10 protein-coding genes are annotated in these 17,268 nt (G+C 70.2%); 8 read left to right on the top strand and 2 right to left on the bottom strand.

Annotated elements, in window-relative coordinates; all coding sequences use genetic code 11:
- Positions 1 to 294 precede the first annotated feature (294 nt).
- The gene (locus tag H305_RS0121125; RefSeq protein ID WP_028802132.1) at positions 295 to 1,083 is read left to right on the top strand and encodes a protein phosphatase 2C domain-containing protein; all 789 of its coding nucleotides are present in this window, start codon (positions 295 to 297) and stop codon (positions 1,081 to 1,083) included.
- 395 nt (positions 1,084 to 1,478) lie between these two features.
- Here H305_RS0121125 and H305_RS0121120 read toward each other — a convergent pair whose 3' ends face one another.
- Complete coding sequence (locus tag H305_RS0121120) at positions 1,479 to 1,973, bottom strand: MarR family winged helix-turn-helix transcriptional regulator (RefSeq protein WP_028802131.1); 495 nt, start codon at positions 1,971 to 1,973, stop codon at positions 1,479 to 1,481.
- Between the two features lie 277 nt (positions 1,974 to 2,250).
- On the opposite strand from H305_RS0121120, the gene H305_RS0121115 reads away from it, so the two are divergent.
- Positions 2,251 to 3,069, top strand: coding sequence for a lysozyme (locus tag H305_RS0121115; RefSeq protein WP_028802130.1), 819 nt, complete (start codon positions 2,251 to 2,253; stop codon positions 3,067 to 3,069).
- A gap of 106 nt (positions 3,070 to 3,175) precedes the next feature.
- Here the strand turns inward: H305_RS0121115 and lon are convergent, their stop codons facing one another.
- Positions 3,176 to 5,590 (bottom strand): endopeptidase La, encoded by a 2,415-nt coding sequence (gene lon / locus H305_RS0121110; protein WP_028802129.1) that lies wholly within the window; start codon positions 5,588 to 5,590, stop codon positions 3,176 to 3,178.
- Positions 5,591 to 6,460: 870 nt separating this feature from the next.
- Here lon and H305_RS0121100 point away from each other — a divergent pair.
- From H305_RS0121100 to glgX, 6 genes are all read left to right on the top strand, one after another.
- Complete coding sequence (locus H305_RS0121100) at positions 6,461 to 7,138, top strand: spermidine synthase (RefSeq protein ID WP_028802128.1); 678 nt, start codon at positions 6,461 to 6,463, stop codon at positions 7,136 to 7,138.
- A gap of 113 nt (positions 7,139 to 7,251) precedes the next feature.
- Entirely contained in the window at positions 7,252 to 7,989 is a 738-nt protein-coding gene (locus tag H305_RS0121095) for a response regulator transcription factor (RefSeq protein WP_028802127.1), read from the top strand.
- Between the two features lie 35 nt (positions 7,990 to 8,024).
- Positions 8,025 to 9,170, top strand: a complete 1,146-nt coding sequence (locus tag H305_RS0121090) for a HAMP domain-containing sensor histidine kinase (RefSeq protein WP_028802126.1) — start codon at positions 8,025 to 8,027, stop codon at positions 9,168 to 9,170.
- Positions 9,171 to 9,451: 281 nt separating this feature from the next.
- A complete protein-coding gene (locus tag H305_RS0121085; protein WP_028802125.1) occupies positions 9,452 to 13,237 on the top strand; it encodes a multifunctional oxoglutarate decarboxylase/oxoglutarate dehydrogenase thiamine pyrophosphate-binding subunit/dihydrolipoyllysine-residue succinyltransferase subunit in 3,786 nt (1,261 codons plus the stop codon).
- A 236-nt stretch (positions 13,238 to 13,473) separates the two neighbouring features.
- Positions 13,474 to 14,814 (top strand): sugar phosphate nucleotidyltransferase, encoded by a 1,341-nt coding sequence (locus H305_RS0121080; RefSeq protein ID WP_028802124.1) that lies wholly within the window; start codon positions 13,474 to 13,476, stop codon positions 14,812 to 14,814.
- A 335-nt stretch (positions 14,815 to 15,149) separates the two neighbouring features.
- On the top strand, positions 15,150 to 17,255 hold the full coding sequence (gene glgX, locus H305_RS46670; RefSeq protein WP_037764757.1) for a glycogen debranching protein GlgX: 2,106 nt from the start codon (positions 15,150 to 15,152) through the stop codon (positions 17,253 to 17,255).
- The last annotated feature ends 13 nt before the right edge of the window (positions 17,256 to 17,268 follow it).

Genomic DNA, 17,268 nt, shown 5'->3' with positions numbered 1-17,268 from the left:
CGGCCCCGACCCTCCCAGTGCCGGTGGGCAGTGGTCCCGCATCATCTGACCCGCCACTCGAAGGAGTGAACCCCGGACGGGAGTTGGCGGGCAAGTTCCCCCGCCACCCGCCGACGCCTCGTGCGGCGGGCCGGTTGGACGTCGGCGACGCCCTTTGGCAGTATTCGCCGCCACGCCTTCCCGGAGTCGATCATTCCATGCCAAACCCGACGCCTGAGCTGCTGGTCCGCAGGCGTCGGGCAACCGATGTCGCCCTTTCGTGGGCCTTGTGAAGGGCTCGTGCAGACTGGCTGGATGCGCACTGAACTCGTCTCGGAACCGGGCGACCCGGGCCGCCCCAATGAGGACTTCGCGTCGGTCGGACTTCCCGCCTCGGGACAAGGGGGTTCACTGGTCATCCTCGACGGGGTGACACCTCCCCAGGGTGAGTACGGCTGTCTGCATTCCGTCTCCTGGTTCTCCGCCCGACTCGGCGGCGCCCTGACCGAACTGTCCGTTTCGCTCAGGGAATTGACCCTGACCGAGATCCTGTCGCGTGCCATTCGGAGGGTGGCCGAGTTCCACGTCGGCACATGTGACCTTTCTCACCCGCGCACGCCCCAGGCAACCGTGGTCCTCGTCCGGTGGTCCGCGACCGAGGTGGAGTACCTGGTCCTGTCGGACTCGGCCCTGCTGGTGGAGTCCCCCACCGGCGAGGTGACGGCGCTGCTGGACGACCGGCTGTCCCGCCTGCCGCGCGCCTTCCTCGCCACGGACGCGGTCGCCGACGCGACCGTGCGCAACATGGAGGGCGGCTTCTTCACGGCGGCGGCGGATCCTTCGGTGGCCTCCCGCGCGGTGACGGGCGCTCTGCCGCGGGACTCGGTCCGCGCCCTGGCCGCGCTCACGGACGGCGCCACCCGCTGGACGGAGAAGTTCCGCGCGGGCGGCTGGTCCGAACTGCTGGCCCTCGTGCGGAAGGAGGGCGCGCAGGCCCTCGTCGACCGCGTACGGGCCCTGGAGGCCGCGGACGCGGAGGAGCGGGTACATCTGCGCCGGAGCAAGACGCACGACGACGCGACGATCGTGTACGTGGAGCTGTGAGCGGGGCCCCGCGGGGACGCGGAGCGGGGTACGGGGCCCGGCGGGGAGTCCGGGCCGGGACGCGGGGCCCGGCAGAGACGCGGGCGGGGTACGGGGCCGGGGACGCGGGCGGGGTCCGGGGCCCGGCGGGGAGGTCCGGGCCGGGACGCGGGCCCGGGCAGAAAAGTCCGGGCCGGGGCCCGGGGACCGGGGCTGGGCCCGGGGCTTCGGCCCGGACCCCAGGACTTGAGAGGGGAGTCGCCCGTCTCCGGGACCTGGGAGAGGAGTCGCCCTTCTCCGGGACCTGGGAGGTGGGAGGGGAGTCGCCGGCACGGAACCCTCCGCCGGCGCCCGGGCGCGGCGATGACCGTCGGTCAGGGCGGGCTCAGGTGACCGGGACGCCCCGAAGTACGCCCCTAGCGCTGCTCCATGCCCGTGTTCAGCTGGTGCAGCAGACGGGCGAGTTCGGCGACCTCGCGAGGGTCCCAGTCCGCGAGCTGGCGGACGTAGCGCGCCCGGCGGGCCTCGCGGACCTTGCGGAAGCGTTCCCTCCCCTCGTCGGTGAGGTGGACGAGCCAGGCGCGGCCGTCGGCGGGGTCCGGCTCGCGGCCGACGAGGCCGAGCTCTTCGAGGGCGCGGAGCTGCCGCGACATCGTGGCCTTGCCGACACCGATGTACGCGGCGAGTTCCGTGGCGCGCTGCCGGCCGCACTCCTCCAGCCGGAACAGCAGCCCGTACGCCGAGGACTCCAGGTCGGGATGGACCTCCCGGGCCATCTCGCCGGAGGAGGCGCGTGCACGCCGCAGGAACACCGTCAACTCGCGCTCCAGTGCCGGGAACTCCTGGTCCACACCACTTCCCGACGCCGCGGATTCGACACGCTGCCCGCCGCCGTTTCCGTTGTCGTGCACGTCAGCACCCCTGACCCGGTTTCCCGATCCTGAAAGTTTCCGCCAGAACTCGCCATTGCCGCAGCTCCGTCAGTATTTCGCAGGCGTAGACCAACGGCAGCCTCCGACCCCTCTTCCCACGCCGCGCTCTACGTGCGTAGCTTCTTTATCAGGCACTCACTGGCATGCGCACGCCATTCCAGGCCGACGAAGGCCTGACTCCCCAGTGCCACGGCGGCGCGCATGCCCGCGCACTCCCCCCCACCGAGCTCCATCGAGCCCCTTCGGAGGCACGCACATGCCCGTGCACAGATCCGGAACGGCCCACCGCCTGCGTCTGCTCGCGGTAGGAATCCTGCTCGCCGCGTTCTCCTCGCTCAGCACACTCCCCTCGTCCGCCGCCGACACCCCGGCGCGGGGCACCGCCCGTATGGGCATGGGTGTCGTCGCGCACGACGGCCAGGGCGGCACCCCCAACAGCGGCGACGCCACCCAGACCGAAGGCGTCGACGTCTCCGGCCATCAGGGCAACGTCGCCTGGTCGACCCTGTGGAACAGCGGGGTCAAGTGGGCCTACACCAAGGCGACCGAGGGGACGTACTACACGAACCCGTACTTCGCCCAGCAGTACAACGGCTCGTACAACATCGGCATGATCCGCGGCGCCTACCACTTCGCGACGCCCGACACGACGACCGGCGCCACACAGGCCAACTACTTCGTCGACCACGGCGGCGGCTGGTCCCGTGACGGCAAGACGCTCCCCGGTGTCCTCGACATCGAGTGGAACCCGTACGGCGCCGCCTGCTACGGCAAGACGCAGAGCGCGATGGTCAGCTGGATCAGCAGCTTCCTCGCCCAGTACAAGGCCCGCACCGGCCGGGACGCCGTGATCTACACGGCCACCAGCTGGTGGGTCGACTGCACCGGCAACTACGGCGGCTTCGCCTCGGCCAACCCGCTGTGGATCGCCCGCTACGCCTCCACCCCGGGCACCCTGCCGGCCGGCTGGTCCTACTACACGATGTGGCAGTACACGTCGTCCGGACCGACGGTGGGCGACCACGACAAGTTCAACGGAGCCCTCGACCGGGTGCAGGCACTCGCCAACGGCTGACACCGCGGGCGGACATGGGGAAGGCCCGGGCTCCCTCACGGACCCGGGCCTTCCCGTACCGGACGCGCCGGCGGCGGCCGTCACGCCACCACCGGCGCCTCCGGGGTCACGCCGCGAGCGGTACCCGCGGGCTCGCGCCGTTCGTCGCCGGGGCGAGGGCCAGTTCGAGGACCTGGCGGACGTCCGTGACGGCGTGGACGTCGAGCTTCTCCAGGACCTCGGCCGGGACGTCGTCCAGGTCGGCCTCGTTGCGCTTCGGGATGATCACCGTGGTGACACCCGCCCGGTGCGCGGCGAGCAGCTTCTGCTTCACGCCGCCGATCGGCAGCACCCGACCGGTCAGGGAGACCTCACCGGTCATCGCCACGTCCGTACGGACCAGACGGCCAGACAGGAGGGACGCCAGCGCCGTCGTCATGGTGACGCCCGCGCTCGGCCCGTCCTTGGGGACCGCGCCCGCCGGGAAGTGGATGTGCACACCCCGGTCCTTCAGGTCGCCGACCGGCAGTTCCAGCTCGGCGCCGTGGCTGCGCAGGAAGGACAGCGCGATCTGCGCCGATTCCTTCATCACGTCGCCCAGCTGACCGGTCAGGGTCAGCCCGGCCGCGCCCGTCTCCGGGTCGGCGAGCGACGCCTCCACGAAGAGCACGTCGCCGCCGGCGCCCGTGACGGCCAGACCGGTCGCCACGCCGGGCACCGCGGTGCGGCGCTCGGCCGGGTCCTGAGCGGACTCGGGCACGTGGTGCGGCCGTCCGATGAGACCGCGCAGGTCCGCCTCGGTCACCGTGAAAGGCAGCTCGCGCTCACCCAGTTCGTGCTGGGCCGCGACCTTGCGCAGCAGTCGCGCGACGGCCCGCTCCATGTTGCGCACGCCCGCTTCCCGCGTGTACTCGCCGGCCAGCTTGCGCAGCGCACCCTCGTCGAGGGTGACCTCGTCCGGCTTGAGACCGGCCCGCTCCAGCTGGCGCGGGAGCAGGTGGTCCCTCGCGATGACGACCTTCTCGTCCTCGGTGTAGCCGTCGAGGCGGACCAGCTCCATACGGTCGAGCAGGGCCTCCGGGATGGCTTCGAGCACGTTGGCCGTGGCCAGGAACACCACGTCGCTGAGGTCGAGTTCGACCTCCAGGTAATGGTCGCGGAAGGTGTGGTTCTGTGCCGGGTCGAGCACTTCGAGCAGGGCCGCGGCCGGGTCGCCGCGGAAGTCCGACCCCACCTTGTCGATCTCGTCCAGCAGGACCACCGGGTTCATGGACCCGGCCTCCTTGATGGCACGGACGACACGGCCGGGCAGCGCTCCGACGTAGGTACGCCGGTGGCCGCGGATCTCCGCCTCGTCCCGGACGCCGCCGAGGGCGACGCGGACGAACTTGCGGCCCATCGCGTGGGCGACGGACTCGCCGAGCGAGGTCTTGCCGACGCCGGGCGGGCCGACGAGCGCGAGCACGGCACCGCCGCGACGTCCGCCGACCACTCCGAGACCGCGCTCGGAGCGCCGCTTGCGCACGGCGAGGTACTCGGTGATCCGCTCCTTCACGTCCTCCAGGCCGGCGTGCTCGGCGTCCAGCAGCGCCTTCGCGCCCTGGATGTCGTACTGGTCCTCGGTCCGCTCGTTCCACGGCAGTTCGAGGACGGTGTCGAGCCAGGTCCTGATCCAGCTGCCCTCGGGCGACTGGTCACTGGACCGCTCCAGCTTCTCGACCTCCTTGAGCGCGGCCTCACGGACGTTCTCCGGAAGATCGGCGGCCTCGACGCGGGCACGGTAGTCGTCGGACTCGTCCTCGGGGGACTCGCCCTTGAGGTCGCGCAGCTCCTTGCGCACGGCCTCCAGCTGGCGCCGCAGCAGGAACTCGCGCTGCTGCTTGTCGACGCCCTCCTGCACGTCCTTCGCGATGGACTCGGCGACATCCTGCTCGGCGAGGTGCTCGCGGAGCTGCTCGGTGGCCAGCTTCAGCCGGGCGACCGGGTCGGGGGTCTCCAGCAGCTCCACCTTCTGTTCGATGGACAGGAACGGGGAGTAACCGGAATTGTCGGCAAGGGCGGAAACATCGTCGATCTGCTGTACGCGGTCCACGACCTGCCAGGCGCCGCGCTTGCGCAGCCAGCTGGTGGCGAGGGCCTTGTATTCCTTGACCAGGTCGCCGACCCGGCCGGGCAGGGGCTCGGGCAAGGTCTCGTCGACCCGGGTGCCCTCCACCCACAGTGCGGCACCGGGGCCCGTCGTCCCCGCGCCGACCTTCACACGCCCGCGCCCGCGGATCAGCGCGCCCGGGTCGCCGTCGGCCAGGCGGCCGACCTGCTCGACGGTGCCGAGCACGCCGGTGCCCGCGTACGTCCCGTCGATGCGTGGAACCAGCAGCACCTGCGGCTTGCCGGGCGTCGATCGGGCGGCGGCCTGGGCGGCCTCCACCGCGGCGCGCACATCGGTGTCGTTCAGGTCCAGCGGAACCACCATTCCGGGCAGCACGACCTCGTCGTCGAGCGGCAGCACGGGCAAGGTGAGCGGTGTGGACGTCGAAGCCATGATCTCCCCTTCGGCAGTCAAGTTGAGCTACGCCGACTCAATGCTGGAGGCGCTTCGATTGTTCCCCGGGTTCCGTTCGCTGTGAGCGATCGCTCATTTCCGGGCCCGGTCCGGGGGCCCACCGACGGCGGTCGCCCCGGGGAATGCCTGGTGAAGCCGGTGGTCGGCGCCGGGCGGGGGCCATGGTCCACGATCGGGCGAGGGCCGTGGTCGGCGACGCCGGGCGACTCCGGTGCTCACGGTGCCGCCCGCGCCGCCCGCGCCGGGCCAGGGTGCGGGCGGAGATCCCCACGGCGAGGGCCATCGGTTGTCCCCACTCGGTCATGGGGGGGGCGATCAGGTCCGCGACCGGCATCGCGCCGAAGCCGGTCAGGAGCGGCAGGCACAACCGCGGGGACAGCGGTCCGGCGAGCGCGCCGACGTTCCTGGCGCCGCCGAAGCCGACGCCGCGGTCCAGGCGGTGCAGAGGGCTGGGGGCAGGTGGCCGACGAGGACCGCGAGGCCGACGGGCACCTCGGTGGCCGGCGTGGCGGCCGTGTGCCCGAGCAGGAAAACGCCGGGCCGTGCGCAGCCCGCCGGTCCGCGGCTCCAGCGCGGTGAGGACGACGGCACGTCCCGGGCGTTTCGTGCCGAGTCCGGCCCGCGCGGCCGTCTGCGCAGACCGTCGGACCGGGCCGCCCGTGACCCGCCGGGACACGTTCGGATGAATCCCCCGGCAGCCCCGGCGGGCCGCCGCACCGGAGGCGGCCGGCGACGGCGCCCCTCGTCGCGGGATCCCGTGGCGTCCGGCGCAGTTCGTCCCCCGCGGACACCACCCCGGACACGGAAAATTCGGATGCCCGTCCGGGCGGAAGTGCCAGGATGAGCGCCATGACCACCTCGTACGACACTCCTGTAGTCATCGACCGCAGCGAGGGCCCCTACGGCGAGGTCGTGCTGCGGCGACACGGTGCGCTGCTGCAGATCATCGCCAACGGGTGCTTCCTGATGGACACTTCCGACGGCCGCTCGGAGCGTCTGCTCGTCGACGCCGCGTACGACGCCCTGGACGGGCGCAGGGATCCGGACGTGCTCATCGGGGGTCTCGGCGTCGGGTTCTCGCTCGCACACGCCGCCGCCGATCCACGCTGGGGGCGTATCACCGTCGTCGAGCGCGAGCCCGCCGTCATCGGCTGGCACCGGGCAGGCCCACTGGGCGAGTTGTCCGCGGCGGCGCTCGCCGACCCGCGCACGGACATCGTCGAGGCCGATCTGCTCGCCTACGTCAATGAGACATCCGACACGTACGACGCGCTCTGCCTGGACATCGACAACGGACCCGACTGGACCGTCACCGAGAGCAACGAGGGGCTGTACGCGAACGCCGGACTGGCAAGCTGCGCAAGGGTGTTGAAGCCCGGCGGAGTGCTCGCTGTCTGGTCGGCCCAGCCCTCTCCGGAATTTGAAGGAACCTTGCGGAATGCCGGGTTCCAACGGGTGCGTACCGAAGAGATCCCGGTTGCCCGGGGCGTTCCGGACGTCGTGCATCTCGCGGTCAGGCCTGGATAGCCGCGGCACGGTGACTGCCCGTACTCTGCTTCCCTGACGCGGATCATTCAAGCGTCAAGCGCAGTCATGGGATCACCCCACGGATTCCGGAAAGCACACCTCAGGGGCGGGCGATGGAGCAGACACACACCTCCCAAAACGGCACGGCGGCGACTCCGGGCGCTCAGCGCCGGGTGCTGGTGGTCGAGGACGACCCGACGATCGTCGACGCCATCGCAGCCCGCCTGCGTGCCGAGGGATTCCTGGTGCAAACCGCGGGCGACGGCCCGGCCGCCGTCGACACCGCCGAGGCATGGCAGCCCGACCTGCTGATCCTCGACATCATGCTGCCCGGCTTCGACGGCCTGGAGGTCTGCCGCCGTGTGCAGGCCCAGCGCCCGGTTCCGGTGCTGATGCTCACCGCGCGCGACGACGAGACGGACATGCTGGTCGGGCTCGGCGTCGGCGCGGACGACTACATGACGAAGCCGTTCTCCATGCGTGAGCTGGCCGCCCGCGTGCACGTCCTGCTGCGGCGGGTCGAGCGCGCCGTGGTCGCGGCGTCGACGCCGCGCAGCGGCATCCTGCGGCTCGGCGAGCTGGAGATCGACCACGCCCAGCGGCGGGTTCGGGTCCGTTCCGAGGACGTGCACCTGACGCCCACCGAGTTCGACCTCCTGGTCTGCCTGGCGAACACCCCGCGCGCGGTACTCTCGCGCGAGCAGCTGCTCGCCGAGGTGTGGGACTGGGCGGACGCTTCCGGGACCCGCACCGTGGACAGCCACATCAAGGCCCTGCGCCGGAAGATCGGCGCCGAGCGGATCCGCACGGTCCACGGTGTCGGCTACGCGCTGGAGACCCCGACTCCCTGAGCCGGGTCGTCGGGACCTTCGAGGGGGCTGATGTGATGAGCGGGCTCGGGGAGCGCGGAGCCGGCCGGCGCGAGTTCGGCCGGCACGAGTTCGAGGAGCGCAGGAGCGTGAGCCCCTGGGGCGGCCTGCGGCCCTTCTCGATCAAGACGAAGCTCGGCACGCTCGTCGTCGTCTCCGTGTTCATCACGACCGGTCTGTCGATGATCGCGGTGCACACCAAGACCGAGCTGCGCTTCATCACGGTCTTCTCGATGATCGCCACGCTGCTGATCACGCAGTTCGTGGCGCATTCGCTCACCGCGCCGCTGGACGAGATGAACGCGGTCGCCCGGTACATCTCGCACGGCGACTACACGCGCCGGGTGAGCGACAACCGGCGCGACGAGCTCGGCGACCTGGCCGAGACGATCAATCTCATGGCCGACGAGCTGGAGGCCCAGGACCGCCAGCGCAAGGAGCTCGTGGCGAATGTCTCGCACGAGCTGCGCACCCCCATCGCGGGTCTGCGCGCCGTCCTGGAGAACGTCGTGGACGGCGTCTCCGCCGCGGACCCCGAGACCATGCGTACGGCCCTGAAGCAGACGGAGCGGCTGGGGCGGCTCGTGGAGACGCTGCTGGACCTGTCGCGGCTGGACAACGGCGTGGTGCCGCTGCACCAGCGGCGCTTCGAGGTCTGGCCGTATCTGTCGGGCGTGCTCAAGGAGGCCAACATGGTCTCCTCCGCGCGCGGGGGCATCGCCTCGGGCTCCGGCAGCCACACGCGCACCGACGTGCATCTGCACCTCGACGTGTCCCCGCCCGAGCTGACCGCGCACGCGGACCCGGAGCGGATCCACCAGGTGGTGGCGAATCTCATCGACAACGCGGTCAAGCACAGTCCGCCGCACGGCCGGGTGACGGTCAAGGCGCGACGAGGCGACTACCCGGAGTCGCTGGCCCTGGAGGTCCTGGACGAGGGCCCGGGCATCCCGAAGTCGGAGTGGCACCGCGTCTTCGAGCGGTTCAACCGGGGAGGGGTGCCCGCCCCGCACGGTCCGGGCAGCGACGGCGGCACGGGACTGGGCCTGGCGATCGCGCGCTGGGCGGTCGATCTGCACGGCGGCCGGATCGGTGTGGCCGAATCTCAGCGGGGCTGCCGGATTCAGGTCACCCTTCCGGGGCTCCCCTCTCTGCCAAGTTGACGTAAAGTTCGAACCGGAGCCACAAGATCCATCCGTGTCGGCGCTGGCGGACACGTGTGATCAGGCAGAGGGCCGCGTGAGGACTGCCGCGACCTCGAGCCGCCGTACCCATTCCGTACCGGAACCTCGCTTGTTTCCCGCCATTTCCATGCCCGAAACACGCTTTCCGGTGTGACTTACACGACGTTGGACGGGCCCGGCCTGACCTTCCCGGCCATGGGGGCGTAGCCTTTATTTCCGCTGTCCATCACCTTGTGAAGCGGAAGAGGGCGGTTGCCGCCGTGTCGCCACAGTCCCCCAGTAACTCGAGCTCCATGACCGACGACCAAGCCGGGAAGAACCCCGCTGCCGCGTTCGGTCCCAATGAGTGGCTCGTCGACGAGATCTATCAGCAGTACCTCCAGGACCCGAATTCGGTAGACCGTGCCTGGTGGGACTTCTTCGCCGACTACAAGCCGGGGGCGGCTGCCGCCTCGGCTCCGGCGGGTACTGCGGCCGCGGGGGCCGCAGGGACCACGATCACGCCGGCTCCGGCCGCTCCGGCGGCCCCTGCCGCGCCCGCGGCTCCGGCCAGGACCGCTCCGGCGGCTCCCGCGCCGGCTCCCGCGGCCCCGAAGCCCGCGGCCGCCGCCCCGGCTCCCGCGAAGGCCGCCCCGGCCGCCGCCAAGCCGAAGGCGGCCGAGGCCACCGCGCCCGCCGCAGGCCCCGAGCTCGTCACGCTGCGCGGCCCCGCCGCCGCGGTCGCGAAGAACATGAACGCCTCCCTGGAGCTGCCCACGGCCACGTCCGTGCGCGCGGTCCCGGTGAAGCTGCTCTTCGACAACCGCATCGTGATCAACAACCACCTGAAGCGTGCCCGGGGCGGGAAGATCTCCTTCACCCACCTCATCGGCTACGCGATGGTGCAGGCCATCAAGGCCATGCCGTCGATGAACTACTCCTTCGCGGAGAAGGACGGCAAGCCGACCCTGGTCAAGCCGGAGCACGTCAACTTCGGTCTCGCCATCGACCTGGTGAAGCCCAACGGCGACCGCCAGCTCGTCGTCGCCGGCATCAAGAAGGCCGAGACGCTGAACTTCTTCGAGTTCTGGCAGGCCTACGAGGACATCGTCCGCCGCGCCCGTGACGGCAAGCTGACGATGGACGACTTCACCGGTGTCACGGTCTCCCTGACCAACCCCGGCGGCCTCGGCACCGTCCACTCCGTGCCGCGTCTGATGCCCGGCCAGTCGGTCATCATGGGCGTCGGCTCCATGGACTACCCGGCTGAGTTCCAGGGCACCTCCCAGGACACCCTGAACAAGCTCGGCATCTCGAAGGTCATGACGCTCACGTCGACCTACGACCACCGGGTGATCCAGGGCGCCGCCTCCGGCGAGTTCCTGCGCATCGTCGCGAACCTGCTGCTCGGCGAGAACGGCTTCTTCGACGAGATCTTCGAGTCGCTGCGGATCCCCTACGAGCCGGTCCGCTGGCTCAAGGACATCGACGCCAGCCACGACGACGACGTCACCAAGGCCGCCCGCGTCTTCGAGCTGATCCACTCCTACCGGGTCCGCGGCCACGTCATGGCCGACACCGACCCGCTGGAGTACCGCCAGCGCAAGCACCCAGACCTGGACGTCACCGAGCACGGCCTCACCCTGTGGGACCTGGAGCGCGAGTTCGCCGTCGGCGGCTTCGCCGGCAAGTCCTTGATGAAGCTGCGCGACATCCTCGGCGTGCTGCGCGACTCGTACTGCCGCACCACCGGCATCGAGTTCATGCACATCCAGGACCCGAAGCAGCGCAAGTGGATCCAGGACCGCATCGAGCGCCCGCACACCAAGCCGGAGCGCGAGGAGCAGCTGCGCATCCTGCGCCGCCTGAACGCGGCGGAGGCCTTCGAGACCTTCCTGCAGACGAAGTACGTCGGCCAGAAGCGCTTCTCCCTGGAGGGCGGCGAGTCCGTCATCCCGCTCCTCGACGCCGTCATCGACAGCGCCGCGGAGTCCCGCCTGGACGAGGTCGTCATCGGTATGGCCCACCGCGGCCGCCTGAACGTCCTCGCGAACATCGTCGGCAAGTCGTACGCGCAGATCTTCCGCGAGTTCGAGGGCAACCTCGACCCGAAGTCGATGCACGGCTCGGGCGACGTGAAGTACCACCTGGGCGCCCGGGGCACCTTCACCGGCCTGGACGGCGAGCAGATCGCGGTCTCGCTGGCCGCGAACCCGTCCCACCTGGAGACGGTCGACCCGGTCATCGAGGGCATCACCCGCGCCAAGCAGGACATCATCAACAAGGGCGGCACGGACTTCACCGTCCTGCCGGTCGCCCTGCACGGTGACGCGGCCTTCGCCGGCCAGGGTGTGGTCGCCGAGACGCTCAACATGTCGCAGCTGCGCGGCTACCGCACGGGCGGCACGGTCCACATCGTCATCAACAACCAGGTCGGCTTCACCGCCGCCCCGGAGTCGTCGCGCTCGTCCATGTACGCCACCGACGTGGCCCGCATGATCGAGGCGCCGATCTTCCACGTGAACGGCGACGACCCCGAGGCCGTCGTCCGGGTCGCCCGTCTGGCCTTCGAGTTCCGCCAGGCGTTCAACAAGGACGTCGTCATCGACCTGATCTGCTACCGCCGCCGCGGACACAACGAGTCCGACAACCCGGCGTTCACGCAGCCGCTGATGTACGACCTGATCGACAAGAAGCGCTCGGTGCGCAAGCTCTACACCGAGTCCCTGATCGGTCGCGGCGACATCACCCTGGAAGAGGCCGAGCAGGCGCTGCAGGACTTCCAGGGCCAGCTGGAGAAGGTCTTCACCGAGGTCCGCGAGGCGATCTCGGCCCCGGCCGAGGCGCACGTGCCCGACCCGCAGGCCGAGTTCCCGGTGGCCGTGCAGACCGCGGTCTCCCAGGAGATCGTGAAGCGGATCGCCGAGTCCCAGGTCAACATCCCCGACCACGTCACGGTCCACCCGCGTCTGCTGCCGCAGCTCCAGCGCCGGGCCGCGATGATCGAGGACGACACGATCGACTGGGGCATGGGGGAGACCCTCGCCATCGGTTCGCTGCTCCTGGAGGGCACCCCGGTCCGCCTGTCGGGCCAGGACTCCCGCCGCGGCACCTTCGGCCAGCGTCACGCGGTGCTGATCGACCGGGTCACGGGCGAGGACTTCACCCCGCTCCAGTACCTCTCGGACGAGCAGGCCCGCCTGAACGTCTACGACTCGCTGCTCTCCGAGTACGCGGTCATGGGCTTCGAGTACGGCTACTCGCTGGCCCGCCCGGACGCGCTGGTGATGTGGGAGGCGCAGTTCGGCGACTTCGTCAACGGCGCGCAGACGGTCGTCGACGAGTACATCTCGGCCGCCGAGCAGAAGTGGGGCCAGACGTCCGGCGTCACGCTGCTGCTCCCGCACGGCTACGAGGGCCAGGGCCCGGACCACTCCTCGGCCCGCATCGAGCGCTTCCTCCAGCTGTGCGCCCAGAACAACATGACGGTCGCCCAGCCGACCCTGCCCTCGAACTACTTCCACCTCCTGCGGTGGCAGGTGCACAACCCGCACCACAAGCCGCTGGTGGTCTTCACCCCGAAGTCGATGCTGCGCCTCAAGGCCGCCGCGTCGAAGACGGAGGAGTTCACCACGGGCGCCTTCCGCCCCGTCATCGGCGACGACTCGGTCGACGCCGCGGCGGTCCGCAAGGTCGTCTTCTGCGCCGGCAAGCTGTACTACGACCTCGAGGCCGAGCGGAAGAAGCGCGGCGTCACGGACACGGCGATCATCCGCATCGAGCGCCTGTACCCGCTGCCGGGTGCCGAGCTCCAGGCGGAGGTCAACAAGTACCCGAACGCCGAGAAGTACCTGTGGGCCCAGGAGGAGCCGGCGAACCAGGGTGCCTGGCCGTTCATCGCGCTCAACCTGATCGACCACCTCGACCTGGCGGTCGGCGCGGACGTCCCGCACGGCGAGCGCCTGCGCCGGATCTCGCGTCCGCACTCCTCCTCCCCCGCCGTCGGTTCCGCGAAGCGGCACCAGGCGGAGCAGGAGCAGCTGGTCCGTGAGGTGTTCGAGGCCTAGTCCTCGGAGCACGACAGCCCGAAGGGCCCGGTGCCCGATCCCCGTCCGCGGGGTTCGGCACCGGGCCCTTCGGGCTTTTCACGTGCGGTCGCGGCCACCGGCCGTCGGGCCACCTGAGGAGCCGTCCCGGCACACATGCGGAAGCAGCCCACCCTCTTGACAAGAAACTTGACTGCAGATGACTGCGACTGTTGAAATTGATGCATCGGGAAGTCGGTCGAGGAGACAGGACAGCGATGGGGGACGACAGCACGGTCGGCATCATCCTGGCCGGCGGCCGGGGGGAGAGGGCGAAGCCCATCACCCTGCAGTCCGCCGACTACATCCGCAGCAAGGCACTCATCCCGTTCGCCGGCAGACCACTCATCGAGTGGATCGTCGAGTCCTGCCGTGACCAGGGCATCCGTTGCTTCTACGTGGTGGCGCAGGGAGCGGAGAACCGCAGTCAGATCAAGCTCGTCCTGGGCCACGGCGAGCGCTACGGCGTGGAGATCGACTACTCGCGGGCCCGCTTCGACCAGTACAACGTGGGCTCCGGAGCGGCCACGCTGCACAATCTGGAGCAATGGAACCTGACCGGCTCCGCGCTTGTCATGCCGGTTGACTCGCTGTTCGACTACTCGCTCGACGACCTGCGGGCCACTCACGAGGCGACCGACGCGGTGGTCACCGTGGCGGCCGTCCCCCGCACCCCGGAGGAGATCGCGGGGAAGTACGGCGTCATGCGGACCACCCGCGACGGCCTCGTCTCGGGGTTCCTGGAGAAGCCCCGACTGGGCCGTATCCACGAGGAGTTCGCCAGCATCGGCGTTCCGTGGGCGTCGTCCACCCTGCCCACCAACGCCGGGATGTATCTGATCGACTGCGCCCGGCTGCGGCTCGCCGCGCGCACCCCCGAGCTGATCCGGCTCGCCCAGCAGCGTCTGGACTGGGGGCACGACCTGCTGCCCTGGCTGGTGGGTCACGATCAGCCGGTGGCGGTCGACCCCATCGCGCGCCTGGGCGACCTGGGCAGCATCGGCGACTACCTCGGCACGCTCGGCGAGGCCCTCAACGGCCTCTACCCGTACGTGAACCGCGCGCTCGGCGACCCGCTCAGCGAGAAGCCGCGCTACTGGATCCACGAGACGAGCCTGCGCACCAAGGACAGCGTGAGCGGCACGACCCTCGCCCAGAAGATCGCCGAGGGCAGCGTCGTCCTCGGCCCCGGGGTGCGCATCGGCCGGCATGCCGAGATCGGCACCGGCGTCCACCTCCAGTACACGGACATCGGCGACGGTGTCGACGTCGCCGAGGGCGTACGGCTGGACCGGACCGTCATCGGGGACGGAGCCGTCATCGGCCCGCACGCGCACATCAGCGACTCGTACGTCGGCCCGATGGTCCAGGTGCAGTCGGACCGCCGTGCTCCGGTCCGGCTGGAACAGCACACCGCGGTCGGGGACGGCGCGCACCTGTGGCCGGGCACCCGGCTGTCCGGGGTCAGTGTCTATCCGCGGCTGCGCGTCCCCGCCCTGTCGGGGGTTCCCGCCGGCACCCAGCTCACCAGCTCGGACGACGTGCTGCAGTGGATATGAAGCCTGCTCAGGAGAGTTCCGTGAAGAGTCCCATCGGCGGCACCGGCACCGTGGGCCGGCTCGTCACACGCGAGCTGACGGCGCGGGTGGGACCATCCGCGTCATCGGTCGCGGCACCCTGCGTGCCCACCGTCATCTGCCGCCCCTGGCCCAGTGCTTCGTGTCCGACCTGCGGCGGCCCGAGACCCTGCGCACCCCGCTGACCGTCCGAGGGTCCTGACCGGCCCGGTTCACCCCGGGCGTCACGCCGAACAGCGCGACCGACCATCCGCACACCAGTGAGGCAAATGACCAGGGGTGACTCGACATCCCTGTCATGAGACCGGGGAGAGATCATGACCGAGGCGCCGGACATCACAGCAGGACGTCCGCAGCCGCTGGGCAGCACCGTGGACGCGGACGGCGTCAACTTCTCCGTCTTCTCGGAGCACGCGACACGTGTCGACCTGCTGCTCTTCGACCGCTGCGACGACCCCGAGCCCTCCCGCACCGTCCAGCTCCACGCGGAGGAGCACCGCAGCTTCCACTTCTGGCACTGCCATGTCGGCGGCATCGGCGCGGGGCAGGTCTACGCGTACCGCATGGACGGCCCCCATGACACGAGCAAGTCGGGCGCGCGGTTCGACCACCGCAAGGTGCTGCTGGACCCGTACGCCCGTGCCAACATCAACAGCCGCTGGGACCGCACCGCCGCCATCGGCCTGGAGGACAACGTCGCGCACTCCATGCGCAGTCTGGTCGTCGATCTCGACGACTACGACTGGGAGGGGGACCGGCCATTGCGGCTCCCGATGGCGGAGACCGTCCTTTACGAGATGCACGTGCGCGGTCTGACCGCGTCGCCGACCTCGCGCGCGGCGAGCCCCGGCACCTTCTCCGCGGTCGTCGAGAAGATCCCGTACCTGCAGGAACTGGGCATCACCGCGGTCGAGTTGCTGCCCGTCTTCGACTTCGACGAGACACAGGTGCTGCGCGTCGGCCCGGACGGCGAACGGCTGCCCAACTACTGGGGCTACGACCCCTACGGCTTCTTCGCGCCGCACACCGGCTACTGCACCTCACCCCATCTGAACACGCACATCAGCGAGTTCAGGGACATGGTGAAGGCCTTCCACCGGGCGGGCATCGAGGTGATCCTCGACGTCGTCTTCAACCACACCAGCGAGGGCAACGAGTTCGGCCCGACCATCAGCTTCCGTGGTCAGGCCAACGAGGCGTACTACCACCTGTGGCCGCAGGACCGCAGCCACTACATGGACTTCACTGGCTGCGGCAACGCCGTCAACGCCAACCATCCCTTCGTCTCCAAGTTCATCGTCGAGTCCCTGGAGTACTGGGTCACCGAGCATCACGTCGACGGATTCCGATTCGACCTGGCCTCGGAACTGTCCCGCGGCGACAAGGGCTACGAGATGGCCGTGCCGCCCGTGCTGTGGGCGATCGAGCTGTCGAAGGTGCTCGCCGAGACGAAGATCATCGCGGAGCCCTGGGACGGCGGCGGGCTCTATCAAGTAGGCCGGTTCCCGGGGAAGCGCTGGTCCCAGTGGAACGGACCGTTCCGCGACGACGTGCGCCGGTTCGTCCGCGGCGACGCCGGACTCGTCGGAGAGGTCGCCAAACGGCTCGGCGGCTCGGAGGACCTCTTCGGCCCGCAGAACGAACTGCCCACCAACAGCATCAACTTCATCACCTGCCACGACGGCTTCACCCTCAACGACCTGGTGTCGTACGACCACAAACACAACTACGCCAACGGAGAGGCCGAGGCCGACGGCGCGAACGAGAACTTCAGCTGGAACTGCGGGGTCGAGGGCCCCAGCGAGGAGCACGAGGTCGAGCGGCTGCGGGTACGGCAGATCAAGAACCTGCTGTCCGTTCTGATGCTGAGCCGCGGTGTGCCGATGCTGCTGGCCGGCGACGAGTTCCGCAACAGCCAGGGCGGCAACAACAACGCCTACTGCCAGGACAACGCGACGTCCTGGCTGGACTGGGACCAGGCCGAGAAGGAGCAGGAGACCAAGGACTTCACCCGCCGGATCATCGAGCTGCGCCGGCGCTACCGCACCTTCCGCGAGGCCCGGTTCTTCAACGGACACCTCAACGCGCGGCGGCTGCCCGACGTCACCTGGCACGGCACGCGGCTGGAGCAGCCCGGCTGGGAGGACACCAACGCCCGGGTGCTGGCGTGCACGCTCGGCGGGTTCGAGGGCGATCCCGACCTGCATCTGATCCTCAACATGTACCACCTGGGGCTGGACTTCGAGCTGCCCCACATACGCGGCCACCGGTGGCACCGCGTCCTCGACACGGCCTGCCGCGGACCGCACGACATCCTCGCCGAGGGCCGGGAGGAGGCGGTCGACGGCCACTTGCTGCACGCGCACGGCCGCAGTGTGGTCCTCCTCGTGTCCCTGCCGGACGACGCGGACGGCTCCCGGTGACGACCTGAGAGGT

Origin of the sequence: Streptomyces sp. 142MFCol3.1, assembly GCF_000424945.1 — a bacterium.
Lineage (GTDB): Bacteria > Actinomycetota > Actinomycetes > Streptomycetales > Streptomycetaceae > Streptomyces > Streptomyces siamensis.
The sequence above is the reverse complement of the archived record's forward strand: the minus strand, read 5'-3'. Positions and strand labels throughout refer to the sequence as shown.